The organism is Pseudomonas sp. CMR5c (assembly GCF_003850545.1).
Classification (GTDB): domain Bacteria; phylum Pseudomonadota; class Gammaproteobacteria; order Pseudomonadales; family Pseudomonadaceae; genus Aquipseudomonas; species Aquipseudomonas piscis.
Map to the genome: position 1 here is coordinate 4280126 of NZ_CP027705.1, position 24956 is coordinate 4305081.

A 24956-nucleotide genomic window follows, 5' to 3' on the forward strand; every position below is an offset into this window, starting at 1 on the left:
CCTGGCGACCCGGGGCGGATCAGCTCAGGACGTAGTCCACCGGTTCGAGTACCGGCGGCAGTTCGGTGACTCCCAGGGCATCGAGGATCTCGCGCTCGATGTTGCGCACGATGGCGTCCAGGGGCAGGTCGTTCTCGTCACGACCGAAAGGGTCTTCCAGCTCGTCGCCGATGGCGTCCAGGCCGAAGAAGGTGTAGCTGACGATGGCGGTGAAGATCGGTGTCAGCCAGCCCAGGGGCTCGGCCATGGCAAAGGGCAGCAGGATGCAGAACATGTAGCTGGTGCGGTGCAGCAGCAAGGTGTAGGGAAACGGCAACGGCGTGGCCTTGATCCGCTCGCAGGTGGTCTGCGCCGTGGTCATGCCCGCCAGCAGGTTGGCGATCAGCATGTAGCGCCACTCGCTCAGGCGGCCCGATTCGGCCAGGCCCGAACATTGGCGCGAGACCAGGCGCAGTACGTTGTCGCTGACGTTCGGGGTCGCCGCCGGCGGCCGCTGGCTGAGCCAGGTGCCCGCGGCCCCCAGCTCGTCCTCCAGGCGCAGCCGAGCCTTGAGGGCATGGGCGAAACCGCACAGGTTGCGCAGGATCGCCCCGCGCTCCTGGGCATCGCCGATCACCTGGGTCTCGCGGATCAGCGAGCGCACGTCCGTGACGATACTGCCCAGGGCCTTGCGCGCCTCGTACCAGCGGTCATAGCAGGCGTTGTTGCGAAAGCTCATGAAGATCGACAGCGACAGCCCGAGCAAGGTGAAGGGCGTGGCGTTGACCTTGGAGAAGAACGCCGGGTGCAGGGTCTCGATCAACACGATGGCGGCGGCCAGCAGGGTCACCAGCAGGCTGCGCAGGGCGATGCGCTTGGCGATCGAGCCCTTGAGCGAAAACAGCACGCCGAGCAGGTTGGGTTTGGATCTGACGATCATCGAAGGACGGCCTCTGGACGATTCGGGCAAGCAAGGGATGGGGCCGGTCAGCCGCCGGTCATGTTCATGAAGCGCACTACCTGCACCTCATCGTTGAGCTCGAAGTGATGGCGATAGGGCTTGAGCTTCATGGCCTCGACGATGGCCTGTTCCAGGCGCTGGGTATCGCCCGGGTGGGCACGCAGCACGGCCTTGAGGTCCATCGAGTGTTCGTTGCCCAGGCACAGCAGCAAGCGCCCTTCCACGGTCAGCCGCACGCGGTTGCAGGTGCCGCAGAAGTTGTGGCTGTGGGGCGAGATGAAGCCCAGGCGGATCTGCGGTGCCTCGGCCAGGCGCCAGTAGCGCGACGGCCCCTGGGTCGATTCCGCCGACTCCATCAGGGTGTAGCGCTCGGCGATGCGCTCGCGCACCTCGGCGCTGGAAAAGAAGGCATCGCTGCGGCTGTGTTCGCTGATGGCGCCCAGGGGCATCTCCTCGATGAAGGAGATGTCCAGGCCACGGTCGATGGCGAAGGCCACCAGGTCGTTAATCTGGTGGTCGTTGCGGCCCTTCATCACCACGCAGTTGAGTTTGGTGCGGGTAAAACCAGCGGCGTTCGCCGCATCGATCCCGGCCAGCACCTGGGACAGCTCGCCGGTGCGGGTCAGTTGGCGGAACAGCTGCGGGTCGAGGCTGTCCAGGCTGATGTTCAGGCGCTTGACTCCGGCATCGAACAAGGGCGCGGCCAGCTTGCCCAGTTGCGAGCCGTTGGTGGTCATGCACAGCTCGCGCAGGCCCGGCAGCCGCGCAATGCGCCGGCACAGCTCGACCACCCCGGAACGCACCAGCGGCTCGCCACCGGTCAGGCGGATCTTGCGGGTGCCCAGGGCGACGAAACGCTCGGCCAGCTGGTACAGCTCTTCCAGGGTCAGGATGCGCTGGCGCGGCAGGAACTGCATGTCCTCGGCCATGCAATACACGCAACGAAAATCGCAACGGTCAGTCACCGACATGCGCAGATAGTCGACCCGGCGAGCAAAGCCATCCACCAATACTTGATCTGCCATCACAGCCTCTGTCGCCGATGCGAACTCATTCAATATTAGTTGAACTCCGACAGTGCAGCCGCGCTTGTCGCGAGTTATTGGCGGCAAGATTAAGAGCCATTCAAAAGGCCGTCCAATCGCTATTAACAACTGGTTGATCAAAAACATCTATCAAGCGAAAAACCATCAAGACAACTCAGTCAACACATTGATTTTCAATGAATTAATACCCTGATAGAGGTTCTCGATCAACTGGTCATTAATTGCGATTAGACAGCCTGCACGGACGCCGAATAGGCTTTATTCGTGGCCCAAAAAAGGTCGCGAAAGTTACTCCACGCAAACAAACAGAACGGGGCTTATAACCAGTCCCAGCAAAATCGCATTTAGCCTGAGCAGTAAGAAACTATCGACATCCATTGAATGTCGGGCGGTTCCCTGCGTGCGATGTATTGGAGAAATATCATGAGCGAAGTTGATCGATACAAACCCTACAAGGGCGCGGCCGCCGGTTGGGGAGCACTGATGGCGGTGACCCGCAACTGGCTGGGCAGCGAGAACGCCTTCAAGAACATCCGCGCCATGCTCAAGACCAACCAGAATGGCGGTTTCGACTGCCCGGGCTGCGCCTGGGGCGAGTCGCCGGAAAACGGCATGGTCAAGTTCTGCGAGAACGGCGCCAAGGCGGTCAACTGGGAAGCCACCGGGCGCCTGGTGAACCCGGCATTCTTCAATAAGTACACGGTCTCGGCCCTGGCCGCGCAAAGCGACTACTGGCTCGAATACCAGGGCCGCCTGACCCATCCGATGCGCTACGACGCCACCCAGGACCGCTATGTGGAAACTACCTGGGACGAGGCCTTCGACCTGATCGCCAGCCACCTCAAGGGCCTGGACTCGCCGAACCAGGCCGAGTTCTACACCTCGGGCCGGGCCAGCAACGAAGCGGCCTACCTGTACCAGCTGTTCGTACGCGCCTACGGCACCAACAACTTCCCCGACTGCTCGAACATGTGTCATGAAGCCAGCGCCGTGGGCATGTTCGAGAGCGTCGGGGTGGGCAAGGGCACCGTGGTGTTCCACGACCTGGAGCAGGCCGACGCGATCTTCGTCATCGGCCAGAACCCCGGCACCAACCATCCGCGGATGCTCGAACCGCTGCGCGAGGCGGTCAAGCGCGGCGCCCAGGTTATCTGCTTCAACCCGCTCAAGGAGCGTGGCCTGGAACGCTTCCAGCATCCGCAGCACCCGCTGGAGATGCTCACCAACGGCTCCGAACCCACCTCCTCGGCCTATTTCCGTCCGGCCCTGGGCGGCGACATGGCGGCCTTTCGCGGCATCGCCAAGTTCCTCCTGCGCTGGGAGCGTGAAGCCCTGGCCAGCAATGGCGAAGCGGTGTTCGACCGGGCCTTCATCGCCGAACACACCTCGGGCCTGGACAGCTACCTGGCCGAGGTCGACGCCACGTCCTGGAGCCACATCGTCGAGCAATCCGGCCTGTCCCTGGCCGATATCGAACTGGCCGCCCGCATGTATCGCAAGGCCAAGCGCGTGATCATGTGCTGGGCCATGGGCCTGACCCAGCACACCCATTCGGTGCCGACCATCCAGGAAGTGATCAACGTGCTGTTGCTGCGCGGCAACATCGGCCGCCCGGGCGCCGGCCTGTCACCGGTGCGCGGCCACAGTAATGTGCAGGGCGATCGCACCATGGGCATCAACGAACTGGCGCCCACCGAGTTGCTGGACGCCCTGGAGGCGCGCTTCGGCTTCAAGCCGCCACGGGAGCACGGCCACAACACGGTGATGGCGATCTCGGCCATGGAGCAAGGCAAGGCCAAGGTGTTCATCGGCCTGGGCGGCAACTTCGCCCAGGCGACCCCGGACACCCCACGCACCCACGCCGCCCTGCGCAACTGCGAGCTCACCGTGCACATCGCCACCAAGCTCAACCGCAGCCACCTGGTGACCGGTCGCGAAGCGCTGATCCTGCCGTGCCTGGGCCGTACCGATATCGATATCCAGGCCAACGGCCCCCAGGGCGTCACCGTGGAGGACACCTTCAGCATGGTGCACATCTCCCATGGCCAGCTGCGGCCCAAGTCGGCGCACCTGCGCTCGGAACCGGCGATCATCGCCGGCATCGCCAACGCCACCCTGGGCCCGCGCCCCATCGACTGGCTGTGGGTGATCGAGGACTACGGGCGCATCCGCGACCTGATCGCCGATACCATCCCGGGCTTCAGCGACTTCAACCTCAAGCTGCTCCACCCCGGCGGTTTCCACCTGGGCAACGCCGCGGCCGACCGACGCTGGAACACCGCCACCGGCAAGGCGCAGTTCACCCCCAGCGAACTGCCAGCGGACCTGGTAAACCCCGGGGTGCGCAAGCTCAAGGAGCAGCCGCAGCTGATCCTGCAGACCATGCGTTCCCACGACCAGTACAACACCACCCTGTACGGCCTGGACGATCGCTATCGCGGGGTCTATGGCATGCGCGAGGTGCTGTTCGCCAACGAACAGGACATCCGCAAGCTGGGCTACGAACCGGGGCAGAAGGTGGACATCGTGTCCCTGTGGGAAGACGGCCGCGAACGCCGGGTCAGCGGTTTCACCCTGATCGCCTATGACATCCCCGCCGGCCAGGCCGCCGCCTACTACCCGGAGACCAACCCCCTGGTGCCACTGGAGAGCTACGGCGACCGCACCTATACGCCGACTTCCAAGTTCATCGCCATCCGCCTGGAGGCGGCCCAGGCCAGCAACCTGATCCAGTCCGTCGGCGTCTGACCGGGCCCGGCGCCCCGGCCTCCACTCGCAGCCCCCGCCCCCGTAGCGCGAACCCTTGCGATTCGCGGCGAACGGGCGGCGGCTGCACGGCATCCAGCCTTTACGAGGGTATCGTCATGTTTGATCTACAGGCACTGGACCTGGCGCGCATCCAGTTCGCGTTCACGGTCTCGTTCCACATCATTTTCCCGGCCATCACCATCGGCCTGGCCAGTTTCCTGGCCGTGCTCGAAGGGCTTTGGCTCAAGACCCACAACAACACCTACAAGGACCTGTATCACTTCTGGTCGAAGATCTTCGCCGTCAACTTCGGCATGGGCGTGGTCTCCGGACTGGTCATGGCCTATGAGTTCGGCACCAACTGGAGTCGTTTCTCGGACTTCGCCGGCAGCATCACCGGCCCCCTGCTGACCTACGAGGTACTCACCGCGTTCTTCCTCGAAGCGGGTTTCCTCGGGGTCATGCTGTTCGGCTGGAACCGGGTCGGCCGCGGGCTGCACTTCTTTTCCACGGTGATGGTGGCCATCGGCACCCTGATCTCGACCTTCTGGATCCTGGCCTCCAACAGCTGGATGCAGACGCCCCAGGGCTTCTCCATCGTCGATGGGCGGGTCATGCCCATGGACTGGCTGGCGATCGTCTTCAACCCGTCGTTCCCCTTCCGCCTGGCGCACATGGCCATCGCCGCGTTCGTCTCCACGGCGTTCTTCGTCGGGGCCTCCGGCGCCTGGCACCTGCTGCGCGGCAACGACACGCCGCAAGTGCGCAAGATGCTGTCGATGGCGCTGTGGATGGCGCTGATCGTCGCGCCGATCCAGGCGGTGGTCGGCGATGCCCACGGCCTCAACACCCTGGAACACCAGCCGGCGAAGATCGCCGCCATCGAAGGGCACTGGGAAAACCACGGTGACGAGCCCTCGCCCCTGGTGCTGTTCGGCCTGCCCAACATGGACAGCGAAAAGACCGACTACGCCCTGGAGGTGCCGTACCTGGGCAGCCTGATCCTGACCCACAGCCTGGACAAGCAGATCCCCGCGCTCAAGAGCTTCCCCAAGGAAGACCGACCCAACTCGGCCATCGTGTTCTTCAGTTTCCGCATCATGGCCGGGCTCGGCATGCTGATGATCCTCACCGGGGTGCTGGGCCTGCTGCTGCGGCGCAGCGGCGCGCTGTACCGCAACCGCTGGTTCCTGCGCCTGGTCCTGCTGATGGGCCCCACCGGGCTGATCGCCATGCTGGCGGGCTGGATCACCACCGAAGTCGGTCGCCAGCCCTGGGTGGTCTACGGCCTGCTGCGTACCAGCGATGCCGCGTCCAACCACAGCGTGATGCAGCTGAGCGTGTCCCTGGCGTTGTTCGTGCTGATCTACTTCTCGGTATTCGCCGTGGGCATCGGCTACATGATGAAGCTGGTGCGCAAGGGCCCGCAGCCCCACCACGAGCACCTGCCCGAAGCCACGCCGGCCCAGGAGCCGACCCCGCGTCGTCCGCTGTCCGCCATCTCCGAGACGTTCGCGTCCGGCGATCACCACAACTGAAACAAGGGAAACGATCATGGCTATTCAAGGCATAGATCTATCGTTGATCTGGGGCGTCATCATTGCCTTCGGGGTGATGATGTACGTGATCATGGACGGCTTCGACCTGGGGCTCGGCATTCTCTTCCCGCTGATCCCCGACGCCCGGGAACGGGACGTGATGATGAACACCGTGGCTCCGGTCTGGGACGGTAACGAGACCTGGCTGGTGCTCGGCGGCGCGGCGCTGTACGGCGCCTTCCCGCTGGCCTATTCGGTGATCCTCGAGGCGTTGTACCTGCCGCTGGTGTTCATGCTGGCGGGGCTGATCTTCCGTGGCGTGGCCTTCGAGTTCCGCTTCAAGGCCAGCCCCGAGAAGCGGCATATCTGGGACCTGGCCTTCATCGGCGGCTCGCTGCTGGCGACCCTGTGCCAGGGCATCGTGATCGGCACCTATATCAGCGGCATCCCGGTGGTCGATCGCCAGTTCGCCGGCGGCGCCCTGGACTGGCTGGCGCCCTTCCCGCTGTTCTGCGGCCTGGGCCTGGTGGTGGCCTATGCGCTGCTGGGCAGCACCTGGCTGCTGGTCAAGACCGAAGGCATGCTCGAAGCACGCATGCGCCACTACACCCGGCCACTGGCGTTCGCCCTGACGGCGGTGATCGCGGTGCTGTGCGTGTGGACGCCCATGCTACATCCGGAGATAGCCACCCGCTGGTTCGGCCACGCCCATATCGTGATCTTCGGCGCGCTGCTGGTGCTGGGCCTGCTGGCGTTCTGGGGCTTGCTCGGAACCTTGCGCCAGCATCATTCGCATTGGCCGTTCGTGTTCACCCTGGTGCTGGTGTTCCTGGGCTACATCGGCCTGGCCTTCAGTATCTGGCCGAACATCGTGCCGCCGTCCATCAGCCTGTGGCAAGCGGCCTCGCCCCTGACCAGCCAGTTGTTCATCCTGATCGGCACGCTGTTCATCCTGCCGATCATCCTGATGTACACCTGCTGGAGCTACTACGTGTTCCGCGGCAAAGTGAGGATCGGCGATGGCTACCACTGAAAACCCAACCCTGCACGAAACCCTGGCCCGCCTGCCCTTGCACCGCCAGGTGGCACAACTGAGCCTGCTGTATCTGGGGGCGATACTGACACTGGCCTGCACCACGGCCCTGGTCCTGGAGCTGGCCCATGGATAAGACACAAGTCACACGCCCCGCTCCGGGGTGGCGGCAACTGTTGTGGATGGCCGGCATCTGGTTGGCCAGCGTGGTCAGCCTGGGGCTGGTGGCCGGGTTGTTGCGGCTGCTGATGCAAGCCGCGGGCATGCGCAGCCACTGATAGGGGCCCATTACCCACACGCCCCCGGCACGCACTTGCGTGTCGGGGGCGTGTGCGTTCAGAGGGGCGTTGGCTCGCGTTCGGCCAAGTCTTCGAACAGCTCGGCCGAAGGCACGAAGAACAAGCCGCCGGTCACTGCCGTGCTGTAGTCCAGCAGGCGATCGTAGTTGCCCGCTGGCCGTCCGACGAACATGTTTTCCAGCATTTGCTCCACCGGCTGTGGCGAGCGCGCGTAGCCGATGAAGTAGGTGCCGAACTCCCCGGCCCCTGGCCGGCCGAACGGCATGTTGTCGCGCAGGATCTTCACCTCTTCGCCGTTCTCCTCGAGGGTGGTCAGGGAGCTGTGGGAACAGCTGGGCTTGACCCCATCGGCCAACTCGATGTCGTCCAGCTTGGTCCGGCCGATGATGCGTTCCTGGGCCTCAACGGTCAGTTCATTCCAGGCGCTCATGTTGTGCAGGTACTTCTGCACCAGGACGTAGCTGCCATTGGCGAACTGCGGGTCCTCGTCGCCCACCAGGGTGAAGTCCACGGCTTCGCGGCCCACCGGGTTCTCAGTGCCATCGACGAAACCCACCATGCTGCGCATGTCGAAGTAGCGAAAGCCCTGGACCTCGTCCACCACTTCGATCGCAGCACCCAACGGCTTGAGCAACTGGGTGGCGAGTTCGAAGCACAGGTCCATCTGTTCGGCGCGGATATGCAGCAACAGGTCGCCCGGGGTGGACGGTGCCAGCCGCCCCGCTACCCCCACTTCACGAAACGGATGCAGCGCGGCCGGGCGCGGCCCGCCGAACAACCGATCCCAGGCGGCGGAGCCGAAACCACAGACGCAGGTCAGGTTGCCCGCCGGTACCCGCTTGCCCACCGAGCGCACTCGCCCGGCGACATCGGCGCACCACTCGCGCAGGGTTTGCGCCGCTTCGGCACCGGGCGCCAGGGTGGCGACGATGAAGATCGCGCTGCGGGTAATGGGGCTGCAGACAGCTTGGGGCTCGGGCAAGCGCCCGGCCGAGGATGAAGGTGTCGTCATGTTGGATTCCACAGGCTACGGTCAAAAAATCACCCACGGAAATTAGCAGATTGTGCCGCCGTAGCCACCCATTCCTGTGGTCGCTATCGAGCCTGCGCAGTTGCGCCTGGATTCGCAGGACCTTCTGGGGGATCGGACGGCCAATCCAGGGGCGACCGCTGCGCGCCCGGGCGCAGCCTGCGGCAGCGGCTACACGAAGCACCTGTAGCCGCTGCTGAGCTTGCGAAGCTGCGCCAAGCTCCGCAGGACCTTCCAGGGGATCGGCTGCCCAACCTGGCGGCTAAACGCCCGCGCGCAGCACCCGCACCGGTACCGACTTGTAGGACGGCGTGCCGCTGTCGACGTCCAGGTAGTCCAGCGGCACCAGGCGGTTGGCCTCGGGGTAATAGGCGCCGACGGTGCCCGGGGCGATCTTGTACTCGATGGCGGTGATGTTCTCGTAGCGCAGGCGCCGGCCGTCGGTCACCGTCTCGATGTCCACCAGGTCGCCATGGGCCAGGCCCCGGGCCGCGAGGTCCGCCGGACTGATGAACAGCACGTCGCGACGACCGAAGACCCCACGATAGCGATCGTCCAGGGCATAGATGGTGGTGTTGTACTGGTCGTGGCTGCGCAGGGTGACCAGGCGCAGGACATCGGCGCCATCCACTTCCTTGTCTTCGTGCAAGCCGGGGAAGACGAAGAACTCGGCCTTGCCCGAGGGTGTCAGCCATTGGCGCTCGGCCGCCGCCAGGGGCATGCGGAAGCCTCCGGGAACGCGGATCCTGGCGTTGTAGTCGTCGAAGCCAGGGACGGTCTTCTCGATCAGGTCGCGGATCTTGTCGTAGTCGGTCACCAGTTCCAGCCACGGCACCTTGCTCGCGGTCAGCGTCGCCTTGGCCATGCCGGCGACGATCGCCGGTTCCGACATCAGGGCTTGCGAGGCCGGGGCCAGCTTGCCGGCCGAGGCATGGACCATGGACATCGAATCCTCGACGGTGATCGCCTGGCGCATACCGTCCTGCACGTCCATTTCAGTGCGGCCCAGGCAGGGAAAAACGTAGGTTTCCTTAGCTACAAGCAGATGGCTGCGGTTGAGCTTGGTGGCGATGTGCACGCTCAGGTCGAGCTGGGCCATGGCCGGGAAACACTGGCCCGGGTCCGGCAGGGCCACAGCGAAGTTGCCCCCCAGGCACAGCAAGGCCTTGGACTGGCCGGCGATGATCGCCTGCATCGCTTGCACCGCGTCATGGCCATGGCTGGCCGGTGGCTTGAAGCCGAACACCTGCTCGAGCTTGTCGAGGAACGCTTGCGCGGGTTTTTCGGTGATGCCCACGGTGCGGTTGCCTTGCACGTTGGAGTGGCCACGCAGCGGGCAGATTCCGGCCCCGGGCTTGCCCAGGTTGCCTCGCAGCATCAAGAGGTCGCAGATCAGCCGCACATTGGCGGTGCCTTCGTTGTGCTGGGTGATGCCCATGCCATAGGTGACGATGGTGGCATTGGACTTGGCATAGGCCGCGGCGACCATTTCCAGGTCGCTCTGCTTGAGGCCACTGGCCTGTTCGATATCCACCCATTGGGTGGCGTGCAGGTCGGCCTCCAGGGCGGCGAAGCCCAGGGTGTGCTGGGCGATGAAGTCGCGGTCCAGCACCTGCCCGAGGCTTTGCTCCAGGGCCAGCAAGGCCTTCATGATGCCCTTGACCGCCGCAGCGTCACCGCCGGCCTTGACCTGGAAGTACGAGGAGGCGATGCGCGTGGAGCCATAGGTGGCCATTTCCACCATGTTCTGCGGATCGGCGAAGCGCTCCAGGGCCCGCTCGCGCAGGGGGTTGAAGACCATGATCGGCACTTTGCGCCGTGACGCCTCATGCAGGGTGCCCATCATCCGCGGGTGGTTGGTGCCGGGGTTGTGGCCGATGGAGATGATCAGCTCGCAAACATCGAAATCCTCCAGCGATACCGTGCCCTTGCCGATCCCGATGGACCTGGGCAAGCCGACGCTGGTGGGTTCATGGCACATGTTCGAGCAGTCGGGAAAGTTGTTGCAGCCATACTCCCGGGCAAACAGCTGGTACAGGTAGGCCGCCTCGTTGGAGGCCCTGCCCGAGGTGTAGAACTCCACCTGCTCGGGCTTCAGGCCACGCAGGACCTGGCCAATGCGCTCGAAGGCGGCCTGCCAGGGCACCGGCTTGAAGGTGTCGCTGGCACGGTCGTAGACCAGGGGCTCGGTGAGGCGACCGAGGTCCTCCAACTGATAGTCCGAGCGCTGCAGCAGCGAGGCCACCGGATGGCTGGCCAGGAACTCGGGCGTCACCCGTTTGTTGGTGGCCTCCCAGGTCACCGCCTTGGCGCCGTTCTCGCAGAACTGGAAGGTCGACTTGTGCTCCTTGTCCGGCCAGGCGCAACCCGGGCAATCGAAACCGTCGGGCTGGTTGGTGCGCATCAGGGTCAGGGGGGCCTTGAGGGTGTCCATCTGCTCGCGTACGGCCGTGGCCGTGGCCTTGAGCGCGCCCCAGCCACCGGCGGGACCATCGTAGTTGCGGATTCCGGGAACCTTGCGTCGAGTGCTCATGATCGCTCCAGGGCCAACCGGCCCTGTACGGCGCGAGTCGGCAATGACAGGTAATCGACCACCGGGGCGGCGTCAGGCAGCGCCAGGCACCCGGCAATGATCCAGGCACGGATGGCCGGATCGCCAGGCGTCTGGATCAAGAGGAAATGCGGCGCAAACTTTGCGGCGCATGCTGAAATCTAGCGCCGCACCCCGGGCTGTCAAGGCCAGGCGCCGACCGGTGCAGGCCGGCTCACTGCACGGCGCTACGGCGCAACCTCGGGCTCCAGCCCTGCTGCATGCCGGCGGCGGCGAGCAGGATCGCGCCGACCCCGAACCACTGCAGCCAGCCCAAGCGGTGACCGAACGCCAGCCAATCGACGAAGATCGCCGCGATCGGATAGATGAAGGACAAGGCCCCGGTCAACGCCGTGGGCAGCTTCTGGATCGCACCGTACAGCAGCACGTACATCAGCCCCGTATGGATGATACCCAGCGCCAGCAGGCTGGCCCAGGCGCTGGCCTCCCGGAGTGGCGTGCCGAGGTTGGCCCAGGGCGCCAGCAGCAACACACCGGTGCAGACCTGGATCAGGGCGATCAGGTGCGGCGGGGTTCCGCTCAAGCGCTTGATCAGCAGAGCGGCGAAGGCGTACAACAAGGCAGCGCCCAGGGCCAGGCCGATCCCCAGCAGGTAATCGCCGCCCGCCTCCCCCTGCCCTTCATGGGCACTGACGATGGCCAGCATTCCGCCGAACGACAGGCACAGCCAGAATAATTTCTGCGCAGTGATTTTTTCTCCCAGGAACAACGCCCCCAGGCCCACCAGGAGGAACGGTTGGACGTTGTACACCGCGGTGCCGATGGCGATCGAGGCTCGGGAATAGGAGCCGAACAACAGCACCCAGTTGCCGACGATGGCCGCACCGCTGACCACCGCCAGCAGCAGGACCCGTTGCGTGAGAATGTCCTTGCGCAGCAAGCCCAGGGCAGCGCAGACCAGCAGCAATGTCGCGGCGCCGAACAGGCAGCGCCAGAACACCACATCCAGCACCGGTTGCCCCGAGACCAGGACGAACCAGCCAATGGTTCCGGAAATCAGCATGGCGGCGCTCATTTCCAGCGATCCGCGACGAATCAATGCATCCATCATCAGGCTCCTTTATCGGTCGCCAGATTATCCGTAACTCAACTACAGCCTCACCAGAGAAAATCCTAGGCTAGACTCAGCCTTCGCCTTTTTTATCAAGGCAAGAAAGCCCATCTACCTAACGAGACTGCCATGCTGGATGCCATCGACCAGACGCTGATCAGCGCCCTGATGCAAGACTCCCGACGTTCACTCAAGGCCCTGGGGCAGATCAGCGGGCTGTCCGCTCCCAGCGTCGCCGAGCGCCTGCGCCGACTAGAGGAACGAGGGGTGATCAGCGCCTACACCCTGGAGGTCGCCCCCCGGTTCCTGGGGTATCAATTGCAGGCCATCGTGCGCATCCGCCCCTTGCCGGGAAAACTGCAGGAAGTCGAACGGCAGATCCTGGCGATCCCCGAGTTCACCGAGTGCGACAAGGTCACCGGCGACGACTGCTTTTTCGCACGCCTGCAGGTGCGCTCCATGGAACAACTGGACAGCTTGCTGGACCGCCTCAATCAGTACGCCGAGACCAACACTTCGATCGTCAAGAAGTCACCGATCAAGCGCCGTTTGCCGCCCATGGCGTGAACATCTGCCCTGCTCCGGCCAAGAAAATCCGGGCAATAAAAAAGCCCGCCGAAGCGGGCTCTTTCAAGGCTTGAAGCTGAGGATCAGTCGTCGCGGCTCATGATGCCGAACAGCTGCAGCAGGCTGACGAACAGGTTGTAGATCGATACATACAGGCTGATGGTAGCCATGATGTAGTTGCGCTCGCCGCCGTGGATGATGGCGCTGGTCTGGAACAGGATGCACACCGAGGAGAACAGCACGAAGCCGGCGCTGATCGCCAGTTGCAGGCCGCTGATCTGGAAGAACAGGCTGGCCAGCACGGCGCCCATCAGGACGAAGAAACCGGCGGTGATGAAACCACCCAGGAAGCTCATGTCCTTGCGGGTGATCAGCACGTAGGCCGACAGGCCGCCGAACACCAGTGCGGTCATGGCGAAGGCCGAGCTGACCACTTCAGCGCCGCCCTGCATGCCCAGGTAGCGGTTGAGGATCGGGCCCAGCAAAAAGCCCATGAAACCGGTCAGGGCGAAAGTCGAGACCAGGCCCCAGACCGAGTCACGGAGTTTGCTGGTGAGGAAGAACAGACCGTAGAAACCGATCAGTACGACGAAGACGTTCGGGTAACCGACGCGCATCTGTTGTGCCACGTAGGCCATGATCCCGCTGAAAGCGAGGGTCAGGGCCAGCAAGCCATAAGTGTTGCGCAGGACGCGGCTAACCTCTAGCTGCTCGGCCTGCACGCCGTTGTTAACTGCGTAATCCTGTTCGCGCATGGCGACACTCCTGTTGGTTGAAACATTTAGTGGCAAGGATGATAACAGAGGCGCTGTAGCGCGCGACGCAGAGAGTTTGACAGTGTGTTTCATTCGGGTATTATGGCGCCCGCAATGCGATCTGGAGGTGTGGCCGAGTGGTTTAAGGCAGCGGTCTTGAAAACCGCCGACTGTAACAGGTCCTAGAGTTCGAATCTCTACGCCTCCGCCAAATCTCTACGATAAAGCCCTGATTATTCAGGGCTTTTTTGTGTCTGCTGCTCATGGTCACGTACCGTCACCAACTGATCGTTTCCGCATCATTTCTTAGGTTTCCGCAACTACCTTCCTTCGGCTCCTTGCCGACAGAATGCCAAAACCTGTGACCGACCTGAATGCTGTCCTGTACTTTCCTAATCTCTGGATGGCCGACTCTTGCCAAACACCAGTGCTGGCAGTTATTAGACGGAGGTAGCTGCTTGGTCTGTCCCGAAGCTGGTGGACAGGTAGTTAAGAGTTACTGCTCGCATAGCGCCGCTCAAACTCCATCGGGCTGAGATAGCCCAGCGTCGAGTGGCGGCGACGGTGATTGTAAAAGCGGATGTAGTCGAACAGGTCGGTTTTCGCCTCGTGGTAGCTGGCATAGCGCGTCAGGTACACCCGCTCAGCCTTCAGCGAACGGAAGAAGCTCTCCATCGCGGCGTTGTCCCAGCAGTTCCCGGGACGTGAATGGCTGGGCACGATTCGATGTCGCCGAAGTAAGGCCTGGTAGTCGTACGCGCAGTATTGGCTGCCTCGATCCGAGTGCAGCAGCACTTCTTCTTTCGGCTGCCGGCGTGCAATGGCCATCTCCAGCGCGGCGTGTACCAAGGCCTGCTGCATGCGGTGGTGCATCGCCCAACCGACGACGGCTCGTGAATAGAGATCGAGCACGACTGCCAGATACAGCCAACCTTGGGCCGTCCGCACGTAGGTCATGTCCGAGACCCAGTGCCGATTGGCGCGATCCGAGGCGAACTGGCGATCCAGGTGGTTCGGGGCAATCGGCAGAGCATGACGACTGCTGGAAACCAGCCGCCAGCGCTTGCGCGAGCGAACGCGCAGACCGGCTTCGCGCATCAGTCGAGCAACCCGGTGTCGACCACACGCATGCCCCATGGCCGCTAACTCGGCCTTGATTCGGCGATGGCCATAGATCCCATTCACCTCGTGGTGAATGGTGCGGATCTCCTTGCTCAGACGCCGATTCGCCATCTCTCTCGCCGAAGGTGGCCGCTGCTGCCAGGCATAGAAGCCGCTACGGGATAGCGACCAGCCAACGCCTCGATGGCGCGGAACTTCACTTCGCGGGCTGCGAGAAGATGGCGAGCGCCTTTTTTAAAACATCGCGCTCCATGGTGACCTGAGCCAGTTGCTGGCGTAGACGACGCAACTCCGCGCTCTCTCCACGCTGCTTGCCGTTGCCCGGAAAGGCATCGTCGTCACCTTGCTGCTCGTACTGGCGCTTCCATTTGCCCAGCAGGCTTTCAGCGATGCCGAGCGTCTCGGCTACATGACGAAGCGGCGTGCCGGCAAGTACCTGGTATACCGCCTCGCGTTTGAAGGATTCGGGAAAACATCGTCTGGTCTGGGTCATGAACACTCCTTGCGGTGGACATTATCCACCTTAAGTCAGTGTCCACTCAGCCCGGGACAGACCAGCTCATGGCCAGAAGGCCGATCAGGAAGGCCGCGCCGTATTGGATTTCTCCGCTGGCGCCAAGGTTGAAGTAGCTGATGGCGAGCGGGGTGCAGAAGACTGGCGATGCGAAGCCGGTGAAGAAGGCGGCGACCGCCTGGCCCCGGGTGAGGCCTCGCAGGAAGGCCAGCGAGAGGATCGCTCCTGCGAAGCCACCAATGATCACGCCGTACTTCACCAGCAGGACGCCGGCAGTCGTGCTTGCTGGTTCGGCCATGAATAAATCCTAAATAATCCTCTTGGGGCCCTAATGAGGGCCTGACAAGAAAACGAAAAAGTCGATTCACGGCCGCCAGCGTCAGACGCTTGGCTGGTTTGCACCATCCAAACCTCATAAAGGCCTTCAGAAGGTCCAGATCACGCGGTCGTAGGTAGGAAGCCCATCCTTATATGGGTTTCCGCCGAAAGAGATGACTCGTACTGGTTTGATCGAAGGTGTAAAACCGAATCTGGCCCAACACACGCGATCGCGCACGATAGCGAAGCTGCCATCTTCTTGGATTCGGGCGTAAGCACCTGGATTACCGCCTGTCCCCAGACTCCAAAGCGGCTTTGAATCAGCGGTGTAGATGATGAGGTTGCCATCCTTCTCCATTACAGCAAATGCCCCACCTTTATTTTGCGTGTTGGACGCCCAGGAGAGACGGCCGTCTGCACCATAGAAGGCTAAGTTACCGCTGCGCTGGAATACCAGTCGGCTGTTACCTGCAGTAAAGGTGTTGCCTGGATTGATCTTGGTACCCGGCGGAATAAGTACTGCAGGTACCTGTGGCTTAACAGGTGTCGACGAATTGGTCTTCCACACTGGGAAAAGATCTACGATAACCATGTTGCCGTCATCTTGCAGTTGGAGGTATGTCCGCTCTGCTGCTTGGGCAAAGCTGCCACCAGGGATGTCAGAGTTATTTGTATGCCAAATCCGCCGACGGTCCAAATCTAACAAGCCCAATACGTAGTTCATGTACACCTGGGAAGCATCGTCTTTTTTCCAGACCTGGGGATAGAACTCGTCCGAAAACGTGGAATTTCGGTCTGCAACCCAGATGGGATTTGCCCCGTCCAAAAGAACTAGGTTGAGGTCTGGCTGGTTGACCAGCCGGAAGCGCCCATTTGGAGACTGAAGGTACTGGTTAACACCTAAAATGGTTTTTGGAGGAAAAATGGAGGAACCGTTTTTCGCCAAGAATGGATATTTGAAAGCCATGAGATTGAGACCTATAAAATGAGTTATTGAGTGCGGAGCTGCTACTGGGCTCCTTTTTCGCTCATGGGCGATCACTCGAGACTCAAAGGCCTTCACGCAAGCCTAGGAAGGTGAGCCCCAACGATGTGCTGGTTTTCGCTTCCTATTGGCTCGAGGAGTAAAATCACTATCTCAGCAAAGTACTGGATATGAAAACAGTATAAATATTGAGTGTTCGTAGCAACATCCATGACGCTATGCCCGAACCGGCTCAGGTCGAACCATTGATGCTTTAGAAAAGGAAAAGCCAAGCTTTAAAACAGGACTCAATCCCTGCCCCACAGCACATGCAGGGCTGCACCATCACCCCAAAACGTCCCAGGTCAACGAAATCGAAGAAATGCCGTTAGGCTCGCCGACAACCCACAAACCCTGGCCTGCCGGAAGGAATAGCGGGTATGGCATAAAGGCCTCGTAGGAATGCCCCTCGGCCGCGTTACCGTTTGCGCCGAAGATGACTGGCTGACGGAAGTCTGCGGTAGAGGTTGGCGGAAAGGTACCCGACACCATGTTCACTGATCCCTTACCTACCGCGATGCATGAAGTGTTGATCGTGATACCTGCAGTGTTCTGCGAGGGAGCAATAACCTGCACAACGCCTTTCAATGGGCCTATACACACATGATTTTTACCGACCTTTACAAAGTTCAAATTAATCACCTATTGAGTTGAATGATTTTTCGCGGAGAATTCCGCTTTCATATCGCTCAAAGGCGAAGGTTCGGGGCTCGAGGCCTTCGCACGGCTGGCTGCAGGTCAGCATCTACATCAGTAGATGATCGCGCCCAATGCAACCGTGGAGTGAAATTACTATCTCAGCAAAATACTGTACATGCAAACAGTATTTTTCATACTACTTCCCGCCCCTACAAAAATCATTCTGCTCGAAGGCGACCCGGGCGGGGCCCCACTCTGCGGTGCCGTGAGCCTCCCCTTAGCCACCATAGGTGTCGCGTTCGCTGGCATGGCCATAAAGATGGTGCAGGATGGAGCCAGGCGCAGGGTAATGTTCCGGCTCGCTCTTGAGCACGCCATCGGCCAGATAGACTCCCGCGTAGTTGGGCTGCGGCGAGCGAGCCGGCAACATCACATCGCCCTGGCGCAGGTCCCCTACCCGCTCGAAACCGGCCTCGGACAAGTACTCCAGGTAGAGTTTTCCACCCCTGCCCCAGCTATCTGGAATCCCCAATAAGTAGAGTGAAGGTCAAGTATGAGGTTCTTGTTTTTTGTGATGATTTCTCTTGCAGCTGCGGTTTCATCGGGCTGTGCAAGCAAACAGAGCGAGGAGTATCAAAGGAAGTCGATGCGGTGCCGATGCCCAGGACCGAAACGGAACGTTTGGAGCAATGCAGGTACTTCAATTCAAGAATATTGTCGGTTTCGCTTGAATCCGCTCGCAAGCAACAAGAACAGCTAATGCCATCCATGCAGGGCTTTTCCCAAATGCCCTTTGCTAAACGAATAGCGGCAATGAACTGTTCCAAGAAGGACACAGCACTTTACCCCGAGGGCTTTTGAACCACCCTGGGCCTACTGAAATATGCCCTTCTCACAACAACGGCCCCAAGCAACAAAAAAGCCCGGTACGCAACCGGGCTTTCCTCAAGATGCCGCGCTGAAGCCACTGAACCAGCCATCACCAAGACTGCATATGCCAGCGTTCGGATATCGGCTCGGGCGCTGCCCCTGAACGATGGTCCTGCTGGGGTTAGCCTACGATCCTGATGTACGGATCAAACCTGATCGCACTCTTCTCATCCAGCAACAACTCGACCTTTCCGGCCCCTGTTCTGCCACTGGATATCAATATGCCCCTGGGAAACGGGCTTGCAATTCAGCATAGGCTTCTTCGAGAGCGCCTGCGGAGTAGTTGAAGAAGTTCACGAAACCCTCTTCTGAAAATACAAAGGACTCCATGCTGAACAACAAGGAAGGTTTCTCACTGTAGAAGCACTTCAAGACCCTGTAGTCATGATTGAAGTGATTCAACACGGCAATGCGCTGCGCATCGTCCACCGTGCGCCCGGCGGCTACCGCGAAGTTGATCGCGACATAACCATCGTCGAGGGTACTGAGATTGACGCCATAGACAATCTTGTTAGCGCCCTCAAAGAAAACCGATCGCTCATTCTCATTGACCAGTGCATAGCCCAGTTCCTGCACAACTTCCTTTACAAACTGCTTCCTGCTTTGCAGATCAACCGTCATGAACCGATCAGACATAAGACCATCCCTTGAAAAAGGCCGCAGCCTAGCAAAATACCGATCTTGTTGCGTTGCTCTACCAGTCTCGGCACCTGGCTATGCGCCTCCTTCAAAACACTTGCTGGTGAAGCCGGATCAGGTTGACCAGTTGGAACAGGCGATCGGCTTTACGCATCTGGCTCACCCAACTGGAGGTGTTCGGCGCGGCACAGCAGCTGCTTGAGCCGATCACGATGGGTGTCCAGCAACTGCAACAGCCAGGACTCCTGCTCCGGCTCGGATGCGTCGATCCACCGATCCAGCTCCGCCATCGAAGCCTCGTCGGCCCAGTGATCCATGCCAAAGACATAGCGCTCCCGCCAGCAATCGCAATCCAGCGCCAGCAGGTTGTCACGCATCGCTTGCTGCCGAGGATGTGGGGTCGCTTCAAAATAGGTCCAGGCACCGGAACGAACCGATTGGGCGAACCAGGTCAGGGCTTCCAGATAGACGAACAGCGGCGCCGGCAGACCCAGGTCCGGCTGATCGGGAGCCGGTGCGGCCGCCTCCATATGCGCACCGAGCATGGCCATGGCCTCGTAGCTGCGGCTGTCGATCAACTGGTCGACATAGGCCGTGCCATAAACAGCTCTCACCGGGTTGCTCCTTGCTTTGGCGGGGGAAAATCGAAGGGCGCTATTGTCGCTGAACGCTGGGTGGCCTTCCAGCAACCGTGATCGGCCGGGATCTCTCGCAACCCACGACAGTCTTCCCGGCGTGCGGGCCCGGCACCGGCCGGACCCGCCAGGCAAGTTACCTCATGGGCACTCGCAGGTAGACGGGCCAAATACCGGGCCGCTGCATGGATCCTTGGACGGACCGAACACCGGGCACGAAGCTTGGGCAGTCAGGGAGAAACCGCATAGCAGCAATGCCGCCAACAACATTTTCTTCATTCAAGACCTCCTGGTCAGTCACACAAGATTCCACCGTCCTGGTCGGAGTGCGATTCAGTCATGGGCATTCGCACAATGTAGGAGTCGGACCGAGCACGGCTTTCGAGCACGGATCATCCCAGGGCCCCAATACCGCGCAACCCGCTTGCGCGGTCATCGAGAACATCCAGAGCAGCAGCGAAGCCGCCAGAAATTTCATTTTCAACATGAACTCCTTGGTCGAGACATCGATAACGGTCCGTGTCCTTTTGCGTAGTTGAACGCCCCCTCTACCTGGGGCAGGACACCTGCCCCCACATGACGTGAAGTGGACCACCCGGCACGGCGCCAGGCCCGACACAGCAAAGACCAGGCTCGTCCATCACGCCAGTGCGACACACTGTCGCGCCACCCTGGAATATTCCGGCACTGCTGGCGCCAGCCGCTCTGGCGTCGGCATCCACGGCCAGGTGATGCGGCCCAGCAGGCGAAACGCTTTTCCCGGGGCGAAAGAAAACCGGCGATCGCTCGCCGGTCTGGTGCGGAACCTGGACAGCCAGGGCAGCAGTCGATCGCTGCCCTGGCCCTGCGCATCAATGCGGCGCGTTCAGGGTCAGGCGCATCTGGCGGTTCACATCCTTGTACAGCAGGTAGCGGAAGCGACCCGGGCCGCCGGAGTAGCAGGCCTGCGGGCAGAACGCACGCAACCACATGAAGTCACCAGCCTCGACCTCGACCCAATCCTGGTTCAGGCGATACACCGCCTTGCCTTCCAGCACATAGAGACCGTGTTCCATGACATGGGTCTCGGCGAACGGAATCACGCCGCCCGGCTCGAAGTTGACGATGTTGACGTGCATGTCATGGCGCATGTCGCTCATGTCGACGAAGCGGGTGGTGCTCCAGCGACCTTCGGTGTCGGGCATCACCCGTGGCTCGATGTCTTGCTCGTTGGTGACGAAAGCCTCCGGGTACGGCACGCCATCGACCTTCTGGTAATGCTTGCGAATCCAGTGGAAACGCGCTTCGGTGCCGCTGGTGTTGCGCAGCTTCCAATCGGCGGCCGGCGGAATGAAGGCATAGCCCCCAGGCGTGAGCACGTGTTGCTGGCCTTGCAGGGTCAGGTTCACCTCACCCTCGACGACGAACAGCACCGCCTCGGCGTTGGGGTCCTGCTCGGGCTTGTCGCTGCCGCCGTTGGGGCCGACTTCGACGATGTACTGAGAGAAGGTTTCAGCGAAACCCGACAGCGGGCGGGCGATGACCCACATGCGCATGTTGTCCCAGTGGGGCAGGTGGCTGGTGACGATATCGCGCATCACGCCCTTGGGAATCACCGCGTAGGCTTCGGTGAACATCGCACGGTCGGTGAGCAGCTCGGTCTGGGCCGGGTGCCCGCCATGCGGCGCGTAGTAAGTGGACTTGGACATGGAGACTCTCCTCATTGTTGTTTTGCTGCCCCGCCCGTCACGGCAGGCAGGGTGAACAAAGCCTGGGCCCGATACGTCAACGGCGTGGCGTGGGCCGCCATGGGCACCACGATATCCAGCCGCCTCTTCATGCACAAATTAAATACTGAAATAGGTGACATTCATTTATCGAATATCTAACAAGCTTATCCGCGCGTGTCCTGGGCCAGCACCCGGGACAGCACCCGAGCCAGCTCCTTGACCATGGGATCGGCCGCCGGGCGGTGCAGCAATGCCACCTCGAACACATCCACCGCCGGCAGTCCGCTGGCCTTGGCCAGCACCTGGTGTTCCGCCGTCACCGCCCGCAGCGGCAGCAGGCCGATGCCCATGCCATCGGCGATGGCCGATTGCAGGCCACTGAGGCTGGAACTGGTAAAACTGATATGCCAGCGCCGGCCGATGCCTTCCAGGGCGCTGATCATTTCATCGCGGTACACCCCCCTGGGCGGGAAAGTCACGATGGGCAGCGGGTCCAGGTCGATGCAGGGGTTCCTGGCGCTGTCCACCCAACGGGTCTTTTCCGGCCAGCAGGCCTGCGCCTCGCGGCTGCTCCGGCGTTGCTTGAGCAACACCAGGTCGAGCTCGCCACGGTCGTAACTGGCGCTCAAGTCACGGCTCATGCCGCTGGTGACCTCCAGCTTGACCTGCGGATAGCGCCGGTTGAAGGCCGCCAGCTGTTCGGTGGTCCGCCCGGTGGCGAAGTCATCCGGCACGCCGATACGCACCGTCAGCGCCACCGTGGCCCCGGACAGCGCCTCGAGCATTTCGTCGTTCAGCGCCAGCAGGCGCCGGGCATAACCCAGCAGCGTCTCGCCGGCATCGGTGGGCAGCACATCGCGGTTGCCGCGCTCGAGCAAGCGATGCCCGGCCATTTCTTCCAGGCGGCGAATCTTCTGGCTGACGGTGGACTGGGTGGAGTGCAGGCGCGTGGCCGCGGTGGTGAAACTACCGCAGTCGGCCACCGTGACTATGGCTCGCAGCAGGTCGAGGTCGAACAGGCGGCTAGTGGATTTCTCGATGTCGCTCATCGGCTCATCTGTTTTCTGAATGCGTGGGCTCTTTCTACCGGTTCCCGCACCAGGAAACAAACGCCCTGGCACCTGGCGAACACCCCCGGCTATCGCAAAAGCAGAACATGTATCAATATGTGACAGCGCTAGATGAAGCGCCAGCCCATTCGATCCCCGGTCCGGACCTGGAGTTGCTGAACATGAAGTTGAACTGCATCAGAGTGCTATTGATTGGCGCCGCATTGCTGCTCGGTGCCTGCTCCAGCGCCACCCACCATTCCTGCTACTCGGATGCCTGCCGGCTCGGCGGCGGCATGGCCAGGCTCAACGTCAATGGCAACGCGGCCCTGGGCAACAGCTTCAACCAGTACGGCGCCAGCCTGCTAGACGACTGAAGCAGCCGGGCCTTGGCCTATCAGCCTGGGCCCATTCCCTATGGTCGGTGCCCAGGCACGGGGCTCACCAGCTGCCCGAAGCCCCGCCACCACCACTGGAGCCACCTCCCCCGGAAAATCCCCCTCCCGAGCCGGATGATCCCCCACCGCTGCTGCCGGAGCCGCTGCTCCAACGCACGCTCAGGCCGTTGACGAACAACATGACCCCCAGGAAATAACCGAACGGCAGCGCCTTCCACCAGTGTTCCAGCGCCTCCCAGGCCCCCACGGTCGAGCCCAGCAAGAACGTCAGCGACAACAGCACCGCCACGCGCCAGGCAAAGCCCCTGGGGCTCTTCTTCCAGCGGGCATGCATCATGGCGCAGAGCAGCCAGTGCAGGCCGATCACCAGCAGCGCCGCCCCAGGCCAGGCCAGGCCGTAGAGGAAGGTCGAACTGCCCAGGTACTGACTGACGAGGGTCAGCAGCGCGACGTACAACAACAGCCCCAGTACACCGTAGAACACCCGCCGCGACTGCCACAGCCCGGCGAACGTGGCGCCCCCCACCAACATGCACAGCGGCACCATCAACAGTTGCACCGGCCATTGCGTGCCACCGGCAGCCCCCACCAATAACGCCGTGAGCAACACCAGGCCCGCCAGCACGCGGCGCCAGGCCCAGCCGGCAGCCAGCATCACCCCGGCTACCGAGCCACAGACGAACGCCAGCAGCAACGCGTAGGCCTCGGGCGGAATGCTCAAGGGTTCGGGCTCGGACGGCTCGTCGTCGACCATCGGCATCTGCCCTCCGTCCACCAGCACGATCAGGTCATCCAGGGCGCGCTCGATCCCGCCGGCAAAGTCGCCCCGGGCGAAGGCCGGGACCAGGTCGCGGGCGATGATCTGCCCGGCCAGCAAGTCAGTGACCTGCCCCTCCAGGCCATACCCGACCTCGATGCGCACCTGGCGATCGTTCTTGGCCACCAACAGCAAGATGCCGTCGTCCTGCCCCTTGCGCCCCAGCTTCCAGGCACGGAACAGCTGGTTGCCCAGGGCCTCGATGCTCTGCTGGCCGAGATTGGGCACCAGCATCAGCGCGACCTGTGCTCCCCGGCGCTGCTCCAGGGCCGCCAGCTTGTGCTCCAGGCGTTGCTGGGTCGCGGCATCCAGGGTAGCCGCAAGATCGATGACCCGGCGGTCCAGGGCCACCTTTACCAGGCCCGGAACGCCAGGTTCGGCGAACACCGTCGACGGCAAGCAAGCCAACAGCAATGCCAGCCAGAAGATCCGTCCATGTCGCTGGAACAGCTCGACCATCCTTTTCCACCACTTGTAATGCCCTGCGAAGGTACGGACTTTAACACCCCGGGCGCCGGTCCTTGCCTCAGGGCCTGCAGCCTTGCCAAGCTGTCCCGTGCCTGATGAAAACAAGGAGCGGCCATGAACCGTATCGAACACCTGGGCCTGATGGCCCGCTACAACCAGTGGATGAATGCCAACCTGTACCAGGCCGCCATGGGCCTTGCCGACGAACAACTCGTCCTGGACCGACAAGCCTTCTTCGGCTCGATCCTCGGCACCCTCAATCACCTGCTGGCTGGCGATACCATCTGGCTCAAGCGCTTTGCCCGGCACCCAGGGCAGCATCCGGCCCTGGCGCCACTGCAGCAGGTGGCGACCCCGCAAGACCTCAAGAGCCTGCTGTATCCGGATATCCGCGCGCTCTGGCAGCAACGCCAGTGGCTGGACCAGCTCATCCTCGACTTCAGCCAGTCCCTGGTCGAGGCCGACCTTGATCACGACCTGCCCTACAGCAACACCCGGGGCATCGCCGCCGAACGCAACTTCCACGCCTTGCTGGTGCATTTTTTCAATCACCAGACCCACCACCGTGGCCAGGCCACCACCCTGCTGACCCAGGCCGGGGTGGATGTGGGCGCCACCGACCTGCTGATGCTGATTCCCGAGGCGAGCTGATCAGGCAGCAGCCCAGCGTTGGCGTAGCCGCGGCAAGCCCTTTTCGCGCCAGAACTGCGGGGAAATCCCCCCGCTGGACATGCCGCCATGGGCGAAGGCCTCGACGAAGAAATGCTCCTGGGCATCCAGGCCCCTGCCGGTCAGTCGCTCGAAGGCCTGGGCGAGGACGAGGTCCAGGTGCTCCAGGCTGTCGGGCCAGGGGGTGCGGCCCAGCTCTACCGCCATCGCCCGCCACAGATACGGGTCGCCACGCAGCCCCCAGGTCCGTGGTTCTTCGGCGAACAGCAGGTCAAGGGTACGGGGCTGCGGCATGGAAACTCCTGGGGGCGATGATTTATCCGCGCCCAATCTAGCGCCCGCAGCGGGCTTCTGCGACCATGCGCGCGCAAAAAATCCCAGGCTAAGGAATGGCGCCATCAAACTCT

General features: G+C 62.1%; 26 protein-coding genes, 1 tRNA gene and 1 pseudogene. 9 read left to right on the forward strand and 19 right to left on the reverse strand.

All coding sequences use genetic code 11. The features are described 5' to 3' along the window. Nucleotides 1–19 precede the first annotated feature (19 nt). Both C4K40_RS19555 and moaA read right to left on the reverse strand, forming a co-directional pair. Nucleotides 20–919, reverse strand: coding sequence for a bestrophin family protein (locus tag C4K40_RS19555; RefSeq protein WP_053131265.1), 900 nt, complete (start codon nucleotides 917–919; stop codon nucleotides 20–22). A gap of 47 nt (nucleotides 920–966) precedes the next feature. Then, nucleotides 967–1965 (reverse strand): GTP 3',8-cyclase MoaA, encoded by a 999-nt coding sequence (moaA, locus tag C4K40_RS19560; RefSeq protein WP_053131268.1) that lies wholly within the window; start codon nucleotides 1963–1965, stop codon nucleotides 967–969. Nucleotides 1966–2409: 444 nt separating this feature from the next. On the opposite strand from moaA, the gene C4K40_RS19565 reads away from it, so the two are divergent. The 5 genes from C4K40_RS19565 (at nucleotide 2410) to C4K40_RS19580 (ending at nucleotide 7583) form a co-directional block, all read left to right on the forward strand. Further along, on the forward strand, nucleotides 2410–4734 hold the full coding sequence (locus tag C4K40_RS19565) for an FdhF/YdeP family oxidoreductase (protein WP_022639469.1): 2325 nt from the start codon (nucleotides 2410–2412) through the stop codon (nucleotides 4732–4734). A 116-nt stretch (nucleotides 4735–4850) separates the two neighbouring features. Next, nucleotides 4851–6272 (forward strand): cytochrome ubiquinol oxidase subunit I, encoded by a 1422-nt coding sequence (locus C4K40_RS19570; RefSeq protein ID WP_053131271.1) that lies wholly within the window; start codon nucleotides 4851–4853, stop codon nucleotides 6270–6272. A gap of 16 nt (nucleotides 6273–6288) precedes the next feature. After that, nucleotides 6289–7305: a cytochrome d ubiquinol oxidase subunit II gene (gene cydB / locus C4K40_RS19575; protein WP_031320074.1), complete on the forward strand. Its 1017-nt coding sequence runs from the start codon at nucleotides 6289–6291 to the stop codon at nucleotides 7303–7305. Then, complete coding sequence (locus tag C4K40_RS31600) at nucleotides 7292–7441, forward strand: hypothetical protein (RefSeq protein ID WP_164485031.1); 150 nt, start codon at nucleotides 7292–7294, stop codon at nucleotides 7439–7441. The genes cydB and C4K40_RS31600 overlap by 14 nt, the downstream gene beginning before the upstream one ends. Then, nucleotides 7434–7583 carry a DUF2474 domain-containing protein gene (locus tag C4K40_RS19580; protein ID WP_083456887.1) on the forward strand — a complete coding sequence of 50 codons (150 nt, stop codon included), beginning with the start codon at nucleotides 7434–7436 and terminating at the stop codon, nucleotides 7581–7583. The genes C4K40_RS31600 and C4K40_RS19580 overlap by 8 nt, the downstream gene beginning before the upstream one ends. A gap of 58 nt (nucleotides 7584–7641) precedes the next feature. Here the strand turns inward: C4K40_RS19580 and C4K40_RS19585 are convergent, their stop codons facing one another. The 4 genes from C4K40_RS19585 to C4K40_RS19595 form a co-directional block, all read right to left on the reverse strand. Further along, entirely contained in the window at nucleotides 7642–8616 is a 975-nt protein-coding gene (locus C4K40_RS19585; protein ID WP_031320076.1) for a Dyp-type peroxidase, read from the reverse strand. Nucleotides 8617–8896: 280 nt separating this feature from the next. Next, nucleotides 8897–11167, reverse strand: coding sequence for an FdhF/YdeP family oxidoreductase (locus C4K40_RS19590; RefSeq protein ID WP_053131274.1), 2271 nt, complete (start codon nucleotides 11165–11167; stop codon nucleotides 8897–8899). Next, nucleotides 11164–11307 (reverse strand): hypothetical protein, encoded by a 144-nt coding sequence (locus C4K40_RS31605; RefSeq protein ID WP_157064360.1) that lies wholly within the window; start codon nucleotides 11305–11307, stop codon nucleotides 11164–11166. The genes C4K40_RS19590 and C4K40_RS31605 overlap by 4 nt, the downstream gene beginning before the upstream one ends. A gap of 92 nt (nucleotides 11308–11399) precedes the next feature. Further along, nucleotides 11400–12293, reverse strand: coding sequence for a DMT family transporter (locus C4K40_RS19595; RefSeq protein ID WP_053131276.1), 894 nt, complete (start codon nucleotides 12291–12293; stop codon nucleotides 11400–11402). Between the two features lie 132 nt (nucleotides 12294–12425). Between C4K40_RS19595 and C4K40_RS19600 the strand changes: the two genes are divergently transcribed. Further along, nucleotides 12426–12863 (forward strand): Lrp/AsnC family transcriptional regulator, encoded by a 438-nt coding sequence (locus C4K40_RS19600; protein WP_053131279.1) that lies wholly within the window; start codon nucleotides 12426–12428, stop codon nucleotides 12861–12863. 83 nt (nucleotides 12864–12946) lie between these two features. Here C4K40_RS19600 and C4K40_RS19605 read toward each other — a convergent pair whose 3' ends face one another. Then, complete coding sequence (locus tag C4K40_RS19605; protein ID WP_022639478.1) at nucleotides 12947–13618, reverse strand: Bax inhibitor-1/YccA family protein; 672 nt, start codon at nucleotides 13616–13618, stop codon at nucleotides 12947–12949. 123 nt (nucleotides 13619–13741) lie between these two features. Here C4K40_RS19605 and C4K40_RS19610 point away from each other — a divergent pair. Beyond that, a tRNA-Ser gene (locus tag C4K40_RS19610) sits at nucleotides 13742–13829 on the forward strand. 278 nt (nucleotides 13830–14107) lie between these two features. Here the strand turns inward: C4K40_RS19610 and C4K40_RS19615 are convergent. The 10 genes and pseudogenes from C4K40_RS19615 to C4K40_RS19660 form a co-directional block, all read right to left on the reverse strand. Continuing rightward, nucleotides 14108–14893, reverse strand: a pseudogene (locus C4K40_RS19615) (IS3 family transposase); the annotation flags it as partial. 43 nt (nucleotides 14894–14936) lie between these two features. After that, nucleotides 14937–15233: a transposase gene (locus C4K40_RS19620; protein WP_124421343.1), complete on the reverse strand. Its 297-nt coding sequence runs from the start codon at nucleotides 15231–15233 to the stop codon at nucleotides 14937–14939. A gap of 46 nt (nucleotides 15234–15279) precedes the next feature. After that, nucleotides 15280–15552: a hypothetical protein gene (locus C4K40_RS19625; RefSeq protein ID WP_053136489.1), complete on the reverse strand. Its 273-nt coding sequence runs from the start codon at nucleotides 15550–15552 to the stop codon at nucleotides 15280–15282. 126 nt (nucleotides 15553–15678) lie between these two features. Continuing rightward, entirely contained in the window at nucleotides 15679–16539 is an 861-nt protein-coding gene (locus tag C4K40_RS19630; RefSeq protein ID WP_083456981.1) for a putidacin L1 family lectin-like bacteriocin, read from the reverse strand. A gap of 973 nt (nucleotides 16540–17512) precedes the next feature. Then, a complete protein-coding gene (locus C4K40_RS19635; RefSeq protein ID WP_053136492.1) occupies nucleotides 17513–17716 on the reverse strand; it encodes a hypothetical protein in 204 nt (67 codons plus the stop codon). Nucleotides 17717–18381: 665 nt separating this feature from the next. Beyond that, on the reverse strand, nucleotides 18382–18801 hold the full coding sequence (locus tag C4K40_RS19640; protein ID WP_053136495.1) for a hypothetical protein: 420 nt from the start codon (nucleotides 18799–18801) through the stop codon (nucleotides 18382–18384). Between the two features lie 149 nt (nucleotides 18802–18950). Further along, nucleotides 18951–19418, reverse strand: a complete 468-nt coding sequence (locus C4K40_RS19645) for a hypothetical protein (protein ID WP_053136498.1) — start codon at nucleotides 19416–19418, stop codon at nucleotides 18951–18953. Between the two features lie 358 nt (nucleotides 19419–19776). Beyond that, on the reverse strand, nucleotides 19777–19923 hold the full coding sequence (locus tag C4K40_RS19650; RefSeq protein ID WP_124421344.1) for a hypothetical protein: 147 nt from the start codon (nucleotides 19921–19923) through the stop codon (nucleotides 19777–19779). Nucleotides 19924–20290: 367 nt separating this feature from the next. Further along, entirely contained in the window at nucleotides 20291–21127 is an 837-nt protein-coding gene (locus C4K40_RS19655) for a bifunctional allantoicase/(S)-ureidoglycine aminohydrolase (RefSeq protein ID WP_022639570.1), read from the reverse strand. A 185-nt stretch (nucleotides 21128–21312) separates the two neighbouring features. Further along, nucleotides 21313–22197: a LysR family transcriptional regulator gene (locus C4K40_RS19660; RefSeq protein ID WP_022639572.1), complete on the reverse strand. Its 885-nt coding sequence runs from the start codon at nucleotides 22195–22197 to the stop codon at nucleotides 21313–21315. Between the two features lie 182 nt (nucleotides 22198–22379). Here C4K40_RS19660 and C4K40_RS19665 point away from each other — a divergent pair, with 182 nt between their 5' ends. Further along, a complete protein-coding gene (locus tag C4K40_RS19665; protein WP_053136501.1) occupies nucleotides 22380–22574 on the forward strand; it encodes a hypothetical protein in 195 nt (64 codons plus the stop codon). A gap of 64 nt (nucleotides 22575–22638) precedes the next feature. Here C4K40_RS19665 and C4K40_RS19670 read toward each other — a convergent pair whose 3' ends face one another. Continuing rightward, nucleotides 22639–23871: a YgcG family protein gene (locus C4K40_RS19670; protein ID WP_053136504.1), complete on the reverse strand. Its 1233-nt coding sequence runs from the start codon at nucleotides 23869–23871 to the stop codon at nucleotides 22639–22641. A gap of 123 nt (nucleotides 23872–23994) precedes the next feature. Between C4K40_RS19670 and C4K40_RS19675 the strand changes: the two genes are divergently transcribed. Next, nucleotides 23995–24531 (forward strand): DinB family protein, encoded by a 537-nt coding sequence (locus C4K40_RS19675; RefSeq protein WP_053136509.1) that lies wholly within the window; start codon nucleotides 23995–23997, stop codon nucleotides 24529–24531. On the opposite strand, the gene C4K40_RS19680 is transcribed toward C4K40_RS19675, so the two are convergent. Beyond that, complete coding sequence (locus C4K40_RS19680) at nucleotides 24532–24843, reverse strand: hypothetical protein (protein ID WP_053136512.1); 312 nt, start codon at nucleotides 24841–24843, stop codon at nucleotides 24532–24534. Nucleotides 24844–24956 lie beyond the last annotated feature (113 nt).

What these genes read in the sequence shown, in the direction of transcription:
- C4K40_RS19680 (WP_053136512.1), bottom strand. Translation starts at nt 24,843, where the DNA reads ATGCCGCAGCCCCGTACCCTTGACCTGCTGTTCGCCGAAGAACCACGG.
- cydB (WP_031320074.1), top strand. Translation starts at nt 6,289, where the DNA reads ATGGCTATTCAAGGCATAGATCTATCGTTGATCTGGGGCGTCATCATT.
- C4K40_RS19590 (WP_053131274.1), bottom strand. Translation starts at nt 11,167, where the DNA reads ATGAGCACTCGACGCAAGGTTCCCGGAATCCGCAACTACGATGGTCCC.
- moaA (WP_053131268.1), bottom strand. Translation starts at nt 1,965, where the DNA reads ATGGCAGATCAAGTATTGGTGGATGGCTTTGCTCGCCGGGTCGACTAT.
- C4K40_RS19625 (WP_053136489.1), bottom strand. Translation starts at nt 15,552, where the DNA reads ATGGCCGAACCAGCAAGCACGACTGCCGGCGTCCTGCTGGTGAAGTAC.
- C4K40_RS19665 (WP_053136501.1), top strand. Translation starts at nt 22,380, where the DNA reads ATGAAGTTGAACTGCATCAGAGTGCTATTGATTGGCGCCGCATTGCTG.
- C4K40_RS19655 (WP_022639570.1), bottom strand. Translation starts at nt 21,127, where the DNA reads ATGTCCAAGTCCACTTACTACGCGCCGCATGGCGGGCACCCGGCCCAG.
- C4K40_RS19640 (WP_053136495.1), bottom strand. Translation starts at nt 18,801, where the DNA reads ATGTCTGATCGGTTCATGACGGTTGATCTGCAAAGCAGGAAGCAGTTT.
- C4K40_RS19600 (WP_053131279.1), top strand. Translation starts at nt 12,426, where the DNA reads ATGCTGGATGCCATCGACCAGACGCTGATCAGCGCCCTGATGCAAGAC.
- C4K40_RS19555 (WP_053131265.1), bottom strand. Translation starts at nt 919, where the DNA reads ATGATCGTCAGATCCAAACCCAACCTGCTCGGCGTGCTGTTTTCGCTC.
- C4K40_RS19585 (WP_031320076.1), bottom strand. Translation starts at nt 8,616, where the DNA reads ATGACGACACCTTCATCCTCGGCCGGGCGCTTGCCCGAGCCCCAAGCT.
- C4K40_RS19630 (WP_083456981.1), bottom strand. Translation starts at nt 16,539, where the DNA reads ATGGCTTTCAAATATCCATTCTTGGCGAAAAACGGTTCCTCCATTTTT.
- C4K40_RS19595 (WP_053131276.1), bottom strand. Translation starts at nt 12,293, where the DNA reads ATGGATGCATTGATTCGTCGCGGATCGCTGGAAATGAGCGCCGCCATG.
- C4K40_RS19570 (WP_053131271.1), top strand. Translation starts at nt 4,851, where the DNA reads ATGTTTGATCTACAGGCACTGGACCTGGCGCGCATCCAGTTCGCGTTC.
- C4K40_RS19605 (WP_022639478.1), bottom strand. Translation starts at nt 13,618, where the DNA reads ATGCGCGAACAGGATTACGCAGTTAACAACGGCGTGCAGGCCGAGCAG.
- C4K40_RS19660 (WP_022639572.1), bottom strand. Translation starts at nt 22,197, where the DNA reads ATGAGCGACATCGAGAAATCCACTAGCCGCCTGTTCGACCTCGACCTG.
- C4K40_RS19670 (WP_053136504.1), bottom strand. Translation starts at nt 23,871, where the DNA reads ATGGTCGAGCTGTTCCAGCGACATGGACGGATCTTCTGGCTGGCATTG.
- C4K40_RS19620 (WP_124421343.1), bottom strand. Translation starts at nt 15,233, where the DNA reads ATGACCCAGACCAGACGATGTTTTCCCGAATCCTTCAAACGCGAGGCG.
- C4K40_RS31600 (WP_164485031.1), top strand. Translation starts at nt 7,292, where the DNA reads ATGGCTACCACTGAAAACCCAACCCTGCACGAAACCCTGGCCCGCCTG.
- C4K40_RS19565 (WP_022639469.1), top strand. Translation starts at nt 2,410, where the DNA reads ATGAGCGAAGTTGATCGATACAAACCCTACAAGGGCGCGGCCGCCGGT.
- C4K40_RS19675 (WP_053136509.1), top strand. Translation starts at nt 23,995, where the DNA reads ATGAACCGTATCGAACACCTGGGCCTGATGGCCCGCTACAACCAGTGG.
- C4K40_RS19580 (WP_083456887.1), top strand. Translation starts at nt 7,434, where the DNA reads ATGGATAAGACACAAGTCACACGCCCCGCTCCGGGGTGGCGGCAACTG.